This window comes from Clostridium sp. MB05 (assembly GCF_046581255.1).
In the GTDB taxonomy this organism is placed as follows: Bacteria; Bacillota; Clostridia; order Clostridiales; family Clostridiaceae; genus Clostridium.
The window spans coordinates 2,735,329-2,750,324 of the sequence record NZ_CP174370.1 but is presented as its reverse complement, the minus strand read 5'-3'; the positions used below and the strand labels follow the sequence as shown (position 1 = coordinate 2,750,324).

General features: G+C 27.2%; 18 protein-coding genes. 15 read left to right on the top strand and 3 right to left on the bottom strand.

Going from position 1 to position 14,996, the window contains the following annotated elements:
* Positions 1-92 precede the first annotated feature (92 nt).
* The 5 genes from moaC (at position 93) to ACH36K_RS12875 (ending at position 3,627) form a co-directional block, all read left to right on the top strand.
* The gene (gene moaC, locus ACH36K_RS12895; RefSeq protein WP_411168020.1) at positions 93-590 is read left to right on the top strand and encodes a cyclic pyranopterin monophosphate synthase MoaC; all 498 of its coding nucleotides are present in this window, start codon (positions 93-95) and stop codon (positions 588-590) included.
* A gap of 1 nt (position 591) precedes the next feature.
* Positions 592-1,563, top strand: coding sequence for a GTP 3',8-cyclase MoaA (gene moaA / locus ACH36K_RS12890; protein WP_411170703.1), 972 nt, complete (start codon positions 592-594; stop codon positions 1,561-1,563).
* A gap of 4 nt (positions 1,564-1,567) precedes the next feature.
* Positions 1,568-2,023: an MOSC domain-containing protein gene (locus tag ACH36K_RS12885; protein ID WP_411168019.1), complete on the top strand. Its 456-nt coding sequence runs from the start codon at positions 1,568-1,570 to the stop codon at positions 2,021-2,023.
* 168 nt (positions 2,024-2,191) lie between these two features.
* Complete coding sequence (gene cysK / locus ACH36K_RS12880; RefSeq protein ID WP_411168018.1) at positions 2,192-3,118, top strand: cysteine synthase A; 927 nt, start codon at positions 2,192-2,194, stop codon at positions 3,116-3,118.
* Positions 3,119-3,195: 77 nt separating this feature from the next.
* Entirely contained in the window at positions 3,196-3,627 is a 432-nt protein-coding gene (locus tag ACH36K_RS12875) for an RrF2 family transcriptional regulator (RefSeq protein ID WP_411168017.1), read from the top strand.
* 172 nt (positions 3,628-3,799) lie between these two features.
* On the opposite strand, the gene ACH36K_RS12870 is transcribed toward ACH36K_RS12875, so the two are convergent.
* On the bottom strand, positions 3,800-4,426 hold the full coding sequence (locus ACH36K_RS12870; RefSeq protein WP_411168016.1) for a heme oxygenase (biliverdin-producing): 627 nt from the start codon (positions 4,424-4,426) through the stop codon (positions 3,800-3,802).
* A gap of 488 nt (positions 4,427-4,914) precedes the next feature.
* Here ACH36K_RS12870 and ACH36K_RS12865 point away from each other — a divergent pair, with 488 nt between their 5' ends.
* Positions 4,915-5,280, top strand: a complete 366-nt coding sequence (locus ACH36K_RS12865; protein ID WP_411168015.1) for a hypothetical protein — start codon at positions 4,915-4,917, stop codon at positions 5,278-5,280.
* A gap of 120 nt (positions 5,281-5,400) precedes the next feature.
* Complete coding sequence (locus ACH36K_RS12860) at positions 5,401-6,033, top strand: peptidoglycan recognition family protein (protein WP_411168014.1); 633 nt, start codon at positions 5,401-5,403, stop codon at positions 6,031-6,033.
* 15 nt (positions 6,034-6,048) lie between these two features.
* Here ACH36K_RS12860 and ACH36K_RS12855 read toward each other — a convergent pair whose 3' ends face one another.
* On the bottom strand, positions 6,049-6,297 hold the full coding sequence (locus ACH36K_RS12855; protein ID WP_411168013.1) for a TIGR03905 family TSCPD domain-containing protein: 249 nt from the start codon (positions 6,295-6,297) through the stop codon (positions 6,049-6,051).
* Positions 6,298-6,540: 243 nt separating this feature from the next.
* On the opposite strand from ACH36K_RS12855, the gene ACH36K_RS12850 reads away from it, so the two are divergent.
* A complete protein-coding gene (locus ACH36K_RS12850) occupies positions 6,541-7,419 on the top strand; it encodes a YncE family protein (protein WP_411168012.1) in 879 nt (292 codons plus the stop codon).
* On the opposite strand, the gene ACH36K_RS12845 is transcribed toward ACH36K_RS12850, so the two are convergent.
* On the bottom strand, positions 7,416-7,949 hold the full coding sequence (locus tag ACH36K_RS12845) for a DUF4364 family protein (protein ID WP_411168011.1): 534 nt from the start codon (positions 7,947-7,949) through the stop codon (positions 7,416-7,418). The two genes, ACH36K_RS12850 and ACH36K_RS12845, sit on opposite strands and share 4 nt — an antisense overlap.
* A 175-nt stretch (positions 7,950-8,124) precedes the next feature.
* Here ACH36K_RS12845 and ACH36K_RS12840 point away from each other — a divergent pair, with 175 nt between their 5' ends.
* The 7 genes from ACH36K_RS12840 to ACH36K_RS12810 all read left to right on the top strand — a co-directional run bounded on the left by ACH36K_RS12840 (position 8,125) and on the right by ACH36K_RS12810 (position 14,949).
* Positions 8,125-8,832, top strand: coding sequence for a polysaccharide deacetylase family protein (locus tag ACH36K_RS12840; protein ID WP_411170702.1), 708 nt, complete (start codon positions 8,125-8,127; stop codon positions 8,830-8,832).
* A gap of 109 nt (positions 8,833-8,941) precedes the next feature.
* Positions 8,942-9,607 (top strand): single-stranded DNA-binding protein, encoded by a 666-nt coding sequence (locus ACH36K_RS12835; RefSeq protein ID WP_411170701.1) that lies wholly within the window; start codon positions 8,942-8,944, stop codon positions 9,605-9,607.
* Positions 9,608-10,022: 415 nt separating this feature from the next.
* The gene (locus tag ACH36K_RS12830; RefSeq protein ID WP_411168010.1) at positions 10,023-10,559 is read left to right on the top strand and encodes a cob(I)yrinic acid a,c-diamide adenosyltransferase; all 537 of its coding nucleotides are present in this window, start codon (positions 10,023-10,025) and stop codon (positions 10,557-10,559) included.
* 492 nt (positions 10,560-11,051) lie between these two features.
* Entirely contained in the window at positions 11,052-11,972 is a 921-nt protein-coding gene (locus ACH36K_RS12825; RefSeq protein WP_411168009.1) for an ABC transporter permease, read from the top strand.
* Between the two features lie 14 nt (positions 11,973-11,986).
* Complete coding sequence (locus ACH36K_RS12820) at positions 11,987-12,946, top strand: ABC transporter permease (RefSeq protein WP_411168008.1); 960 nt, start codon at positions 11,987-11,989, stop codon at positions 12,944-12,946.
* Positions 12,947-12,958: 12 nt separating this feature from the next.
* On the top strand, positions 12,959-13,966 hold the full coding sequence (locus ACH36K_RS12815) for an ABC transporter ATP-binding protein (protein WP_411168007.1): 1,008 nt from the start codon (positions 12,959-12,961) through the stop codon (positions 13,964-13,966).
* Positions 13,966-14,949 (top strand): ABC transporter ATP-binding protein, encoded by a 984-nt coding sequence (locus ACH36K_RS12810; RefSeq protein WP_411168006.1) that lies wholly within the window; start codon positions 13,966-13,968, stop codon positions 14,947-14,949. Before ACH36K_RS12815 ends, ACH36K_RS12810 begins: the two co-directional genes overlap by 1 nt.
* Positions 14,950-14,996: the final 47 nt, after the last annotated feature.

Sequence of the window (14,996 nt, the reverse complement as noted above, 5' to 3'; positions counted from 1 at the left end):
TGACTATGGCCTTTTACCATGTTATGGAGAACAAGAGTAATAACTATGTAAATAAATATAAGGCTTTTATTTAAAACTCAGGAGGAATAAAAATGAAAAATAAATTAACCCATTTTGATAATAATGGTAATGCAAAAATGGTAGATATATCTGAAAAAAAAGAAACTGAGAGAGTGGCCATTGCTGTATCCAAAATAAAAGTTAGTAATGAAACTTTAGAACTTATAAAGAATGGGAAAATAGGTAAGGGAGATGTTCTAGGTGTAGCTAGAGTTGCGGGGATAATGGCTAGTAAGCAAACATCTAATTTAATACCTATGTGTCATCCTTTGCTAATTTCTAGTTGTAATATAGATTTTGAAATAAATAATGAAGAAAGCTTTATTGAAATAAAATCAACAGTAAAAATAGTAGATAAAACAGGAGTTGAAATGGAAGCTTTAACTGCAGTTACAGTTGCAGCATTAACTATTTATGATATGTGTAAGGCAGTTGATAAAAGAATGGTTATAGAAAGTACTCACTTACTTAAAAAAACAGGGGGGAAGAGTGGAGAGTTTAATTTTTTTAATGACAGCTCTTCAAAATAATATGAAAGATAAATTAGGAAGAGAAATAGATTACTTAAGAGTTTCACTAACTGATAATTGTAATTTAAGATGTATCTATTGTATGGAAGAGAAAGAAAATACATTCCTTAAAAGTGAAGAAATGTTAACTGATGATGAAATTTATAAAATAGTTCTTGAAAGTTCAAAATTAGGAATAAAAAAAATTAGATTTACTGGAGGAGAGCCTTTATTAAGAAAAGGAATAGTTGAAATAATTGATAAAATAAATAAGATAGATGAGATAGAAGAAATATATTTAACCACAAATGGAATATTACTTGAAGATAAATTAGATCAATTAGTGAAAAGTGGTTTAACTGGAGTTAATATAAGTTTAGATTCTTTAAGAGAAGATAGATTTAGAACATTAACAAGAGTGGGAGAGTTAAAAAAAGTATTATCAGCAATTAATAAATGCTTATTGTTAGGGATTAATGTTAAGATAAATACTGTTATGATAGATGGAATTAATAATGATGAAATATCAGATTTTATAAAACTAACAATAGAAAAACCTATAGATGTAAGGTTTATAGAGCTTATGCCTATTGGAGTAGGAAATAGATATAAAGGTATAATTAATAAAGATATATTGAATATTATAAAATCTAAATATGATAATTTTGAAGAAATTAAGGAAAATAAAAATGGTGGACCAGCAAATTATATTAAAATTAGTAATTCAAAGGGAAAAGTTGGATTTATAAGTGCAATAAGTAATTGTTTTTGTAATCAATGTAATAGAATTAGAATAACTCCAGAAGGATTTTTAAAACAATGTCTACATTTTAATTATGGAGTTGATTTAAAAAAGATGCTTAGAAGTGGTGCTTCAGATGAAGAGTTAATTATAGCTATAAAGAGTAGTATTTATAATAAACCTGAGAAACATTTATTTATGAAAAAAAGTAATAATAAAGAACTAAAATCTATGAATCAAATTGGAGGATAATAATATGGGGAAGGTTTTAGCTATATGTACAAGTAAGAATAAAGGAACTTTGAAAAAAGAAATTACTGAAGCTAACTTTATAAAGGAGTTTGGTATTGAAGGTGATGCTCATGCAGGAAAATGGCATAGACAAGTGAGCTTACTAACTTTTGAAAAAATTGATGAATTTCGAAAAAAAGGTGGGAACGTTGATTTTGGAGCATTTGGAGAAAATCTAGTTATAGAAGGAATAGAATTAGATAAGCTTCCAATAGGACAAATGCTAACAGTAGGGGATGTATTATTAGAAGTAACTCAAATTGGGAAAAAGTGTCATGATAAATGTGCTATATATTATCAGGTTGGAGAATGTATAATGCCAAAAAATGGAATATTTACTAGAGTGCTAGAAGGTGGAAAAGTTAGAGTTGGGGATCAGTGTATTTTATTAGAGAACGATAAAAAAATAATTAGTTTGTAAATGCTTAATATAAATTAATAATTAAAAATAGATTATATCATAATAATGATATAATCTATTTTTTAGAATTTTTTTAAAAGCTATTCACAAATCTTTAAAAATAGAGTATTATATAACTATAAACAAAACATATCGGAATAGTAGGAGAAGAAGAGAGGAGAGGTTAAAATGAAAATAGCAAAAAGTCTAGTAGAATTAATAGGAAATACACCATTGTTAGAGTTATCTAATTACAATAATGAAAATAAAGTATTAGCAAATATTATAGGAAAATTAGAATATTTTAATCCAGGTGGAAGTGTAAAAGATAGAGTTGGATATGGAATGATAATTGATGCAGAGAAAAATGGAATATTAAATAAAGAATCAGTCATAATAGAACCAACAAGTGGTAATACAGGAATTGCATTAGCTTTTGTAGCGGCAGCAAAGGGATATAGGCTTATTTTAACAATGCCAGAAACTATGAGTTTAGAAAGAAGAAATCTTTTAAAGGCTTTAGGAGCAGAATTAGTTCTTACACCTGGAGCGGAAGGGATGAAAGGTGCAATAGCTAAAGCAAATGAACTTAAAGATACTATAGAGAATTCAGTTATTCTTCAACAATTTGAAAATCCATCAAATCCAGATATTCATAGAAATACAACAGCAGAAGAAATTTGGAGAGATACTGAAGGTAAAGTTGATATATTTGTAGGTGGAGTTGGAACAGGGGGAACTATTACTGGTGTAGGAGAGGTACTAAAAGCCAAAAATCCTAATGTTAAAATAATAGCGGTTGAGCCGAAAAATTCTCCAGTTATATCTGGGGGAAAACCAGGACCTCATAAAATACAGGGTATAGGAGCAGGATTTATACCAAAAAATTTAAATGTATCAATTATAGATGAAGTTATAGCTGTTGAAAATGAAGATGCATTTAATACTTCAAAGAATATTGCTAGAACAGAAGGATTATTAGTTGGAATATCAGCAGGAGCTGCTATATTTGCAGCAACAGAACTAGCAAAAAGAGAAGAAAATAAAGGTAAAAATATAGTAGTTCTTTTACCAGATACAGGTGAAAGATATTTATCGACAGATTTGTATAAATAATTGTAATAAAGTCATTGCTATTTATAGTAGTGGCTTTTATTATTAAATATATAGAATAAAAAGAAAAAGGTGATTATGTGAAAATTTCAACCAAAGGAAGATATGGAATTAGAGCACTTGCAGATTTAGCTATTAATATGAATTGTGAAAATGTAAGTATAAAAACAATATCTGAAAGGCAAAATATTTCAGAGAGATATTTAGAACAGATATTTTCATTGTTAAGAAAAGGTGGAATTATTGTAGGAAGAAAAGGTGCTCAAGGCGGATATACACTAGGTAAAAATCCAAGTGAACTAACTATAAGTGAGATATTAAAAGTTTTAGAGGGTGAAAATATATTTATAGATATAAATGATGATGAGGAAAATGAACTAGAAGATTTTATAAATAAAAGTTTATGGAAAGATATAAATTGCATTATAAGCAAGTATTTCTCATCAATTACTTTAGAAGATTTAATTAATGATTATAAAAAATCAAAAGATACTATTATATATTATATATAGTAAATTAGTCTAATAATGAATGAAAATAGTATAATTTATTAATATAACTATTTCTTATAAAATTATATGGTTACTTAGAGCTAATTCTCAATTAAAGTTTATCATAGTGATTTTTTAGGTAAATTAATAAAAGAAAAACTGTAAGCATACTAAGCTTACAGTTTTCCTTTTATTAAAAGCATTTAGCATCTAATTCATTTGAAATTGCCATATTATAAATGTATGAGTTACAAATTTCTAAAATAAAAGCTTCCTTTTCTTCATTTGATAGCTTAAGTGAGTTTAACATATTATGATAATTCATAACATAAGCTCTCATATCGCCAAGATCCTTATATTGATAATAATTTAATCCATCTTCAGTGACATTATAAAAATCTTTCAATAAAGAATAAAATGTTCTTCCACCAAATAAATCGGCTAAGAATCTTGTATAAGCATGAGCAATTATTAAATTAGGATTTTGTGTAGAAACACTATTTATTCTATCAACATAAGAAAGTGTAGAAGACAAAGGTTTTAGGGATGATGTATCACCTAAAAGTGTTTCTAAATCTTTTTTTATTAAATGAGATCTATACAATTCTTTTGTTACAAATGGGCTTACAGCCTCTAAATCATTAAACTTATCAAGGTTATTTTCTATAACTTCATATACGTAATATAAGTTAAATAAATATTCAGCATAACTCTCTTTAGTTGCATTTTTATCAAGTAGTCTTCTTGTGAAACCAGTACTCTCAGCAGCTTTATGCAATGTATTGCTTCTATCTCTAATTTCTATCATTAAATTATTCATAATTAACACTCCTCATAAAAAATATTATATAAAAATAATTATTAATTAATTTTATGTATTAATAATAGTATTTTTACTATAATTAAGCAAATCGATTTTAAGCTTAAATTTAATAGTATTTTGCTTAAATGTATAATTAAGATAAAATATTATTAATTTTCTTGATCATAGTTCATAATAATACTGGAATGAACATTGTTCAAATAAATTATATTAAATTCAGCCCATATGTAGTATTAATTATTTAAAATATTTTTATGCTCTTATATTTAAAAGTCTATATAAAAATATTTATCTGTTAATGTTTATATATATCTTTTAAATTTAAAAAGAATATATATAATTTGATTATTATTTTAATTAAGATAATTACAAAATTTTAAAATACTGATAATTTGAAGAAACACTAGAATAAGTTATGGTTATTGTAAGAAAATAGCTATAATGATATAATGTAATTGATTTCAAAAGGATGGATGGTGGTTCTTATGAATAAAAAAAATTTATCAAAATTTTTGGTTGTTTCTTTAACTAGTCTAATAATTGCTTTAAGTTTAGGACAGTTTATTTCGATTTTTCAAGGGTACCATTTTAGAGACATAATTTTTGTAGAAGGAATAGCAGTATTAATGATGGGATTATTTTCTTCAATAGGAGGCAATCCTATGAGTTTATCTCTTCAAGATTTGGGTCAAATTAATCCTCAGTGGTTAGCTAACATAAGCTTAGAAACCAATGAAATCGATAGAAAAAGAATAGTTGATTCATGTAAAGTTACTTTAAATATTGATATAATTAATATTTCTTTAATGTTAAGCGGAATAATCACATTAATAATAAGCTTTATATTATAAAATTAATTATGTAAACTAAAAGGAGTAAATATTCTATGGAGAGAATATTTACTCCTTTTATAATAATTTAAAAGTTTTAATAATATATTAATAAATATATATTATAGAAAGGAAATAGAATTGAAGGTTAAAAAAATATATTTAATAGTAACAGTAATATTATTAATAATTATTATAGTAATACTTTCAAGAGATGCTATAAGATCTTATTTTAAAATAAGCTATAGAAAGTTTTACAATATAGATATTGATGATAATCAATTAAATATACTAGAGAAAAATTTAAATATTATAAACTTAGATTACAAATGGAAAGAAAATTTAGAACTAAGCAATATACCAGACAAGATAATATATCATCATGCTGCAAGAAGTATATGGGGTCCTGAAGATATAAATGAATATCATAAGGAAAAGGGATGGAAAGGAATAGGATATAATTATTATATAAGAAAAGATGGAAGAATTTATTCTTGCAGACCAGAAAATGCAGAAGGAGCACATACAAAAGGTGAAAATAATACTTCTATAGGAATATGCTTGGAAGGGAACTTTGAAGAAGAACATCCAAATGAAGAGCAGTTAGAAAGTTTATATAAGCTTTCAGTATATATATCATTAAAATATGATATATATAAAATTTTAGGGCATAAAGATGTATATAAAACACTTTGTCCAGGGAAAGAATTTCCTATAAAAGAGATAAGAGAAAATGTAGTTAATGAAATAAAAAACTATAATAAAAAGGAGTAGAAGTACTCCTTTTTATTATGCAGATTTTTTATATTCTTCTAGTGCTTTAGAAAGTTGATCAGGGCAAGATGTATCTTTATTTCCACATGTTATCCCCTTTAACCTAGATATTGCTTCATCAATATTCATTCCATTCACTAAAGCTGATATTCCAATAAGATTGCCAGGACAACCTCTGATAAAGTCAACGTTTTTTATAGTATTATTTTCTACATTTATATGTATTTCTGTAGAACAAACCCCTTTAGTTTTATAAACAAACATATTATATCCCTCCTTTATACAATATTGTACAAAACATATTATATATCTATATTAAGTAGAAATGAAGAGGAAATGTAGAAATATGATATAAAAGATAAAAAGTTGTCTCATTTATTTTAAGTAGGAATATATTATAAATGTACATAGTATTTAAGATATTATGAGTAGCTATAAAAGTATATAATAATCAATCTTTATAAAGTTTTAATAAATAGCTTCTAATATAAAGGAGGTGCTATATTAATGAAATCTTTAATTATTTGTAATACAGGTAGTGATTCTATAAGCAAACTATCTATAGAAAATTTTTTGAGTGAAGAAATATTTTTAACTACTGGGGAAAGACCTTTAGGACCAAGTGGTATTTGCATTAATGAAAATATAGCTTATACTGCTAATAGTTATAGTAATTCGATATCAATAATAAATATGGATACATTAAAGGAAAAAAATAGCATTTATATAGGAGCTCATCCAAATGATTTAGTAAGATATAAGGATTATTTATATATTATATGCTCTGAATCAAATACTATTATTATTTATGATTTAAAAGAAAATAAGATTGCGTTAGAAATACATGTTAATAATTGGCCACATAATATAGAGGTATCTAAGGAACTTGGTCTAATATTTGTTTCTAACTTTCAAAGCAATAATGTATCTGTTATAGATATAAATACCAATAAGGTAATTAAAGATATAACAACTTTAGAATATCCAACTAAAATTAAAATTTCTAAGGATAAAAGATTATTATATGTATGTGAAAGTTATATGGGAGATGACAAGGAAGGTTATATTGAGGTATTTAACTTATCAAGATTAGAGTCACTAGCTAGGATAAAGGTCGGAAAGGTTCCTATAGATATTGTGGAAGATGAGGAAGGTATATATGTTTGTAATTTTGTAGATGGAACCCTTAGTATAATAAATAAACGTGATTTTAGTAATTTAAGTAAAATGAATTTAGGAGGAATGCCTAAGTCAATAGTTAAATATGGTGAAACAACATTTGTATCAGATTATTTAAATGGAAGAGTTATGTGCATTAATCTAAAGAAAAATAAAATAAAAGTCATAACAGTAGGAAAAGAGCCTAATGCTATGACTTTATATTAGTCAGAATCACTGAATAAAGAGTTCATTATTTTAGTGTAGATATCAGATGGATTGCTTTTCCATCTGTTACATAATGATAATGCTTGTTTTTTTGATGGAACAGAAACTTTAAGAGATATTAAAAGATTCTCATTTTCTAAAGCTTGTAAATTTACTATAAAAGCATTATCTTTTCCTAAAGTATAATCACTATTAATAGTTAACTCCTTTTTTATGGAATCAATCATTGAAAGAAGATAGTCATCGATTATCTTCTTTTTTATTGAAGATATTCTATCAGAGAAAAATGAAAGAACATTTGATCCGTTTTCAGTTATATAAATTAAATTTTTATCATTCACTATGTCATATCTTAAAAATTCTGATGAAACAAGTTCACTAATATATTGTTGAAGAGTAAAATAGTTTATAAAATTATTTTCCAATATAATTTCAGTTAGTTGAGTATTAGTAATAGGATATTTTAATGACTCTATTACATATAAAACTAATAACTTGTTTTCTGCTAGTTCTGCTGAGTTTTCGTACATATTAAACCTCCCTTTTAGAAAGTATATATTAATTATATCATAAATTTTACTAAGTTGATATTATAGTCATTAATATTATTTATAAAGAATATAAATAAATAACATTAATTTACAGGAGTTTTTTGTGAGAAGGAGATATAGAGTATTAATAAGTTTAGCATTATTAGTGTGCACTATGATTTTTTCTGTTTTATTTAAAGAAAATTTTAAATATGTTTTATCAGAAACATTTAATGAAGGACCTATTTATAGAGTAAACAAAGAAGAAAAAGTTTTATCCTTAACATTTGACATAAATTGGGCTGAAAAAGATGAAATTTATAACATATTAGAGATACTAGATAAATATAATGTAAAGGCAACCTTTTTTATAATGGGAGGTTGGGTTAATTATAGTGAAGAAAATAGAGAAAAGCTTGTTAGTATAAAGGAGGGAGGCCATGAAATAGGAAACCATAGCTATATTCATCCTATGTTTACCAAGATAGATGAAAATAGGATGAAGGAGGAACTTGATAAAACTGATAAAATAATAGAAGAAACAGCAGCAGTTAAACCTAAATTATTTAGGTTTCCTAGTGGTGATTACAATAAAAAGTCCTTTGATTTTGTAAATAAACAAGGATATAAGTGTATTCAATGGGATATAGATTCTGTTGATTGGAAGCAAAAAGGAGCTTATGAGGAGTATAATAGAGTTATGAAAAAAATTGCTCCAGGTTCAATTTTACTTTTTCATAACAATGCAAAGTACACTCCAGGAAATCTAGATAAAATAATCAAAAAACTTAAAGAAGAAGGATATTCCTTCATACCAGTGGGTGAAATGATATATGAGAAGGATTATTATGTTGATGATAAAGGAGAACAAATAAAAAAATAAATTAAAAAATATTGAAAAATGATGATATAATGTATTATAATGGAAATGTATCCAGTGGGGTTAAAAATGCAATCGATTAAAATTATTACTAAGGGAGAGAGGGTTAATGATGGACAACTTGATGTTAAATAACAAAATTTATTTAGAGGGAACAGTAATATCAGAACTAGAATTTAGCCATGAAATGTATGGGGAAGGGTTTTATACATTTTCAATGGAGGTTATGAGACTTAGTGATTCAGTTGATGTTTTAAACATAACAGTATCAGAAAGACTTATAGCTAATATGGACTTATCTATTGGTAAAGAAATAATAGTAGATGGTCAATTGAGGTCATATAATAAGTTTGTTGATGGATCAAATAAACTTATATTAACTGTTTTTGCAAGAAATATAGAACCTTGTATTGAAAGAAGTAAGAATCCTAATGAAATTTTCTTAGATGGGTATATATGCAAGGAACCTGTTTATAGAACAACTCCTTTTGGAAGAGAAATTGCAGATGTACTATTAGCAGTTAATAGAGCATATAATAAATCAGATTATATTCCAACAATAGCATGGGGAAGAAATTCAAGATTCTGCCAATCTTTAGAGGTTGGAGATAACATTAGAGTTTGGGGAAGATTACAAAGTAGAGAGTATCAAAAGAAAGTTAGCGATACAGATGTTATAAAGAAAATAGCATATGAAGTATCTGTATCAAAGATGGAAAGAGTTCAAAATGATAATTTAGATTTAGAACATGAAGTTAGTGAAGAAGAAGTAATGTAGTATAAAATAAAGGTGAAAAGCTTGCTTTTCACCTTTAATCATTTATTCTTTAGGAAGTTATAAAAAGTTTACTCTATGAATAACTCTTTATAATTTCCTTCCTTCAGTTTTCAAGTGCACATATGTAAGTTTGTGATGACTTGGAGCGAAGTGACGGAATAGGCAAATTTACATATGTGCACTTTTTTATAAATTATTTTCTTATAATTAAGTATGCACAAGTATGAATTTTATAGTTTCCTATATAATGTATGATTATATAGGAAACTATCAGCACTGTATTATAAAATGAGAATATAGAAATAATATATTAAGGGTATATACATAGAAAAATAATAAAATAATGATAAAGTATATTATGTTTACAATACACTTATATATAATGTACAATTTATAAAAAAAAGGAGTTGATAGAATGAAATTGGATAAAGGATTAGTTCAAGTGTACACAGGAAATGGTAAAGGTAAAACTACTGCTGCCATAGGTCAAGGAATGAGAGCCTATGGAAATGGATTAAAGATATATATGCTTCAGTTTCTAAAAGGTGGTCCAACAGGAGAATTAAAAACTATAGATGAGCTTGGAGAAAACTTCGAATTATTTAGATTTGAAAAGCCAAGAGATTTTGTTTGGAATTTAAACGAAAAAGAAAAAGAGGAATTAAAGCTTGAAATTAAAGAAGGATATAAATTTATTTTAGATACAATAAGAAATAATAAATGCGATGTATTAATTATAGATGAAATAATGGGAGTCTTATATAATAAGTTCTTAACAGTTGAAGAAGTTCTATATATTATAGATAATAAACCTACTAATATGGAACTTATTTTAACAGGAAGGGATATACCAGAAGAAATTTTAAGAAAAAGTGATTTAGTTACAGAAATGAAATGCATTAAACATTATTTTGAAAAAGGCGTAGATGCCAGAAAAGGAATAGAATATTAATTTATTAATATATAGATAAGTTAGAGAATTATATAAATAAATTACACATTTAATAATAGGTAACTGATTAGCATTATAGTAAAGCTTTTATGCTAATCAGTTTTTATAAATAGTTTATAATTATGCGTAATAATTCTATGAGAATTAGAAAATATATGTTCACTATAAACGAACAAATTTATATAATTGTCCGTGTAAATTAAAATTTAATAAATATATTCTATTAAAATAAAAGTAAATTAATAATAATTAGAAAAATGAAGGATTAATATTTATACTTGCAGAAATGAGTAAAAAAGTAAGTGTAAGCGTTTACCAATGTTTCGGGGGTTCTTTTATAAATTTTAAAAAAAAGATAGGTATTATTGATATATTATTAAAATACTGAATATAAATTTAAAATGTTAATTGACAAATTTTAATAATATAATATAATTATTAATATCTACAAAATGGAATGTGTGTAGAATGATGAATGGGGGTTGAAAACAAATGGTAAAGTATATAGGAAAGAGGCTTTTAACTAGTATAGTTACTATTTGGGCAGTTGTGACTATAGTATTCTTTCTAGTAAGAATGATGCCGGGTGGTCCATTTGATGGAGAAAAAATAACACCGGACATGAAAGCCCAGCTAAACGAAAAATATGGGTTGGACAAACCTGTTGGGGAACAATATACAATTTATATGAAGAATTTATTAAAAGGTGATTTTGGTAAATCAATGAAGTATAAAGGAAGAGACGTTTTAACAACAATAAAAAAGAGTTTCCCAAACTCAGCTAAAGTTGGTGCAGTATCAATAGTATTTTCAGTTGGAGTTGGAGTTCTACTTGGAATAATAGCTGCATTAAAAGCAGATAAATGGCCAGATAGAGTTTGTATGCTGCTAGCAACACTAGGTATAACAATACCAAGCTTTGTAATGGGAACATTTCTAATATATATATTTACAGTACAGATTAAAGGTTTCTTACCAGCTACTGGATTAAGCAAACCTAAAAATTATATAATGCCAGTTATAGCACTTTCAGGAAGTTCAATGGCATTCATAACAAGATTAACAAGAAGTAAATTAATCGATGTATTAAAATCAGATTATATAAGAACTGCAAAGGCTAAAGGGTTAAGTGGAAAAACAATAGTATTTAAACATGCATTAAGAAATTCATTAATTCCAGTAGTTACTTACTTAGGACCATTAGTAGCAGGAGTATTAACAGGCTCTTTCGTAGTTGAAAAAATATTTGCTATACCTGGGCTTGGAAATGAATTTACTTTATCAATAACTAATAGAGATTATAGTTCATTATTAGGAGTTACAACATTTTATTGCACCTTAATAGTAATATGTAACTTACTAGTAGATATAATATACGTGTTTATAGATCCAAGAATTAAACTAGAAGGGTAAGTGGGGGTAAAGGCATGGAAGATTTAAAAATGGATTTAAATATAGATAAAGAACTATTTACTCCTTTAAGCGAAGAGGAAAAGAACTTTGAACAAATAGTTAGACCAAGCGTTGGATATTGGGCTGATGCTTGGAGAAGATTAAAAAGTAATAAAGTAGCATTATTTTCATTAATAATGATAGGAATAATAATTTTATTTGCATCTTTAGGACCAATTATAATGCAAAAAACAATGGGATATACTTATTACGATACAAACTTACAAGCAACAGATTTAAGACCAAGTGCTCAGCATTGGTTTGGAACTGATAATTTAGGAAGAGACTTATTTGTAAGAGTAATGTATGGAGCTAGATATTCTCTTATAATTGCAGTATCAGCAGCAGCTATAAATTTAGTTATTGGTGTAGTATATGGAGGAGTTGCTGGTTTCTTTGGTGGTAGAGTAGACAATATAATGATGAGAATAGTTGACGTTTTATATGCTATACCAAATCAAATTTATGTAATCATATTAATGGCTACATTTAAGAAAGAAGGATCTTCAGGATTAACTACTATTATTCTAGCAATGGCTATTTCTTATTGGGTAGGTATGGCAAGAATAGTAAGAGGAGATATTCTTCAATTAAAACAACAAGAATTTGTATTAGCAGCAAAAGCTCTTGGAGCTTCAAAGGCAAGAATACTTTTTAGACACTTAATTCCTAACACAATGGGATCTATATTAGTAACTTTAACATTATTTGTACCACAAGCAATATTTACAGAGGCTTTCTTAAGTTTTATAGGCTTAGGTATAAACGCACCACTTGCTTCACTTGGAACATTGGCAAATGATGCTAGTGGACTTTTAAGTACAGCAGCGTATCAATTATTATTCCCAGCTGGAATGATTTGTTTAATTATATTAGCATTTAACCTATTTGGTGATGGGTTAACAGAAGCTTTAGATCCTAAGAATAAGAGATAGGAGGAATGACAGATGAGTAGATTATTAGAAGTTAAAAATTTAAAAACCTCCTTTAAAACACATATAGGTGATGTACAAGCAGTAAGAGGAGTATCCTTACACTTAGATAAAGGAGAAGCTTTAGGTATAGTTGGGGAATCTGGTTGTGGTAAATCAGTTACAATGATGTCAATTATGAGATTATTAGCAGATAATGCTGTTATTGATGCGGATACTATTATGTTTAATGGAACTGATATAACAAATCCAAATGAAAAAGTTATGCAGAAAATTAGAGGAAATGAAATGGCTATGATTTTCCAAGATCCTATGACATCATTAAATCCTCTATATACAGTAGGAGAGCAACTGACAGAACATCTAATAAAGCATAAGAGGATTTCTAAAAAAGAAGCAAATGAACAAGCTATTAAGATGTTAGACATGGTAGGTATCCCAAGTCCTGAAAAAAGGCTTAAGCAATATCCACATGAATTTTCAGGTGGTATGAGACAAAGAGTTATGATAGCTATGAGTCTTATTTGTGAACCAAACCTTATAATAGCTGATGAGCCAACAACAGCATTAGATGTTACAATACAAGCACAAATATTAGATTTAATGAAAGATTTAAAAGAAAAGGTTAATAGCTCAATTATCTTAATTACACATGATTTAGGAGTTGTAGCAGACCTTTGTTCAAGAATAAATGTTATGTATGGTGGAATTGTTGTAGAAGAAGGATCAGATGAAGATATATTCTATAATGGAAGACATCCATATACTTGGGGATTACTAAATAGTGTTCCTAATCCTAAAAGTGAAATAAAAGAAAAATTGACACCGATTGAAGGACAGCCACCAGATTTATTAAAACCACCAGTAGGATGTCCATTTGCAGCTAGATGTAAGTATGCAATGAAGGTTTGTATAGAGAACCAACCACCTTTATTTGAAATATCAAAAGGACATAGAGCAGCTTGTTGGTTATGTCATGAAAATGCACCAAAGGTAGAGTCACCAATAAGGAGGGAAGAATAATGGAAAAGAAAAACGATGTTATTTTAGAAGTTAAAAATCTTTGCAAATACTTCCCTGTAAATAAAGGATTATTTTCCAATAAAAGCTTTGTTAAAGCTGTAGACAATGTATCATTTAGTATTAAAAGAGGAGAAACTTTAGGGTTAGTAGGAGAATCAGGCTGTGGTAAAACTACTACTGGTAGAACTATTTTAAAGCTATATGAACCAACTTCAGGACAAATAATTTTTAATGGTGAAGATATAACTAATCATAGTGAGAAGAAAATGGTTTCTTTAAGAAAGAACATGCAGATGATATTCCAAGATCCATATGCTTCTTTAAATCCAAGAATGACTGTAGGAGATATTATAGGTGAGGCTATAGACATTCATGGGTTATATAAGGGAGAAGAAAGAAATAAAAGAATTAGGTATTTATTAGATAGAGTTGGCTTAAATGGAAGTCATATAAATAGATATGCTCACGAGTTTTCAGGTGGGCAAAGACAAAGAATAGGTATTGCTAGAGCTCTTGCAGTACAACCAGACTTTATAGTTTGTGATGAACCGATTTCTGCGCTTGATGTTTCAATTCAAGCACAAGTTATCAATATGTTAGAAGAGCTTCAAGAAGAGTTTGGGCTAACTTACTTATTTATAGCCCATGATTTATCAATGGTTAAGCATATATCAACTCATATAGGTGTTATGTACCTTGGTAAAATGGTTGAAAAGGGACCAGCTGATGATGTTTATTTAAAACCTAAACATCCATATACACAAGCTTTACTTTCTGCTGTGCCAATTCCAGATCCGCAGGTGGCTAAAACAAATCAAAGAATAGTCTTACAAGGTGATATACCATCACCAATAGATCCGCCACCAGGATGTAGATTTAAAGGTAGATGTAAATATGCTAAGCCAATTTGTGGAGAAGTAGATCCAGAGCTTAAAGAAGTAGAGCCAGGTCACTTTGTAGCATGTCATTTATTTAATGATTAGTTATTTATTGCATAAGCAATTAGTATAAAACTTATATATTAAGGGGG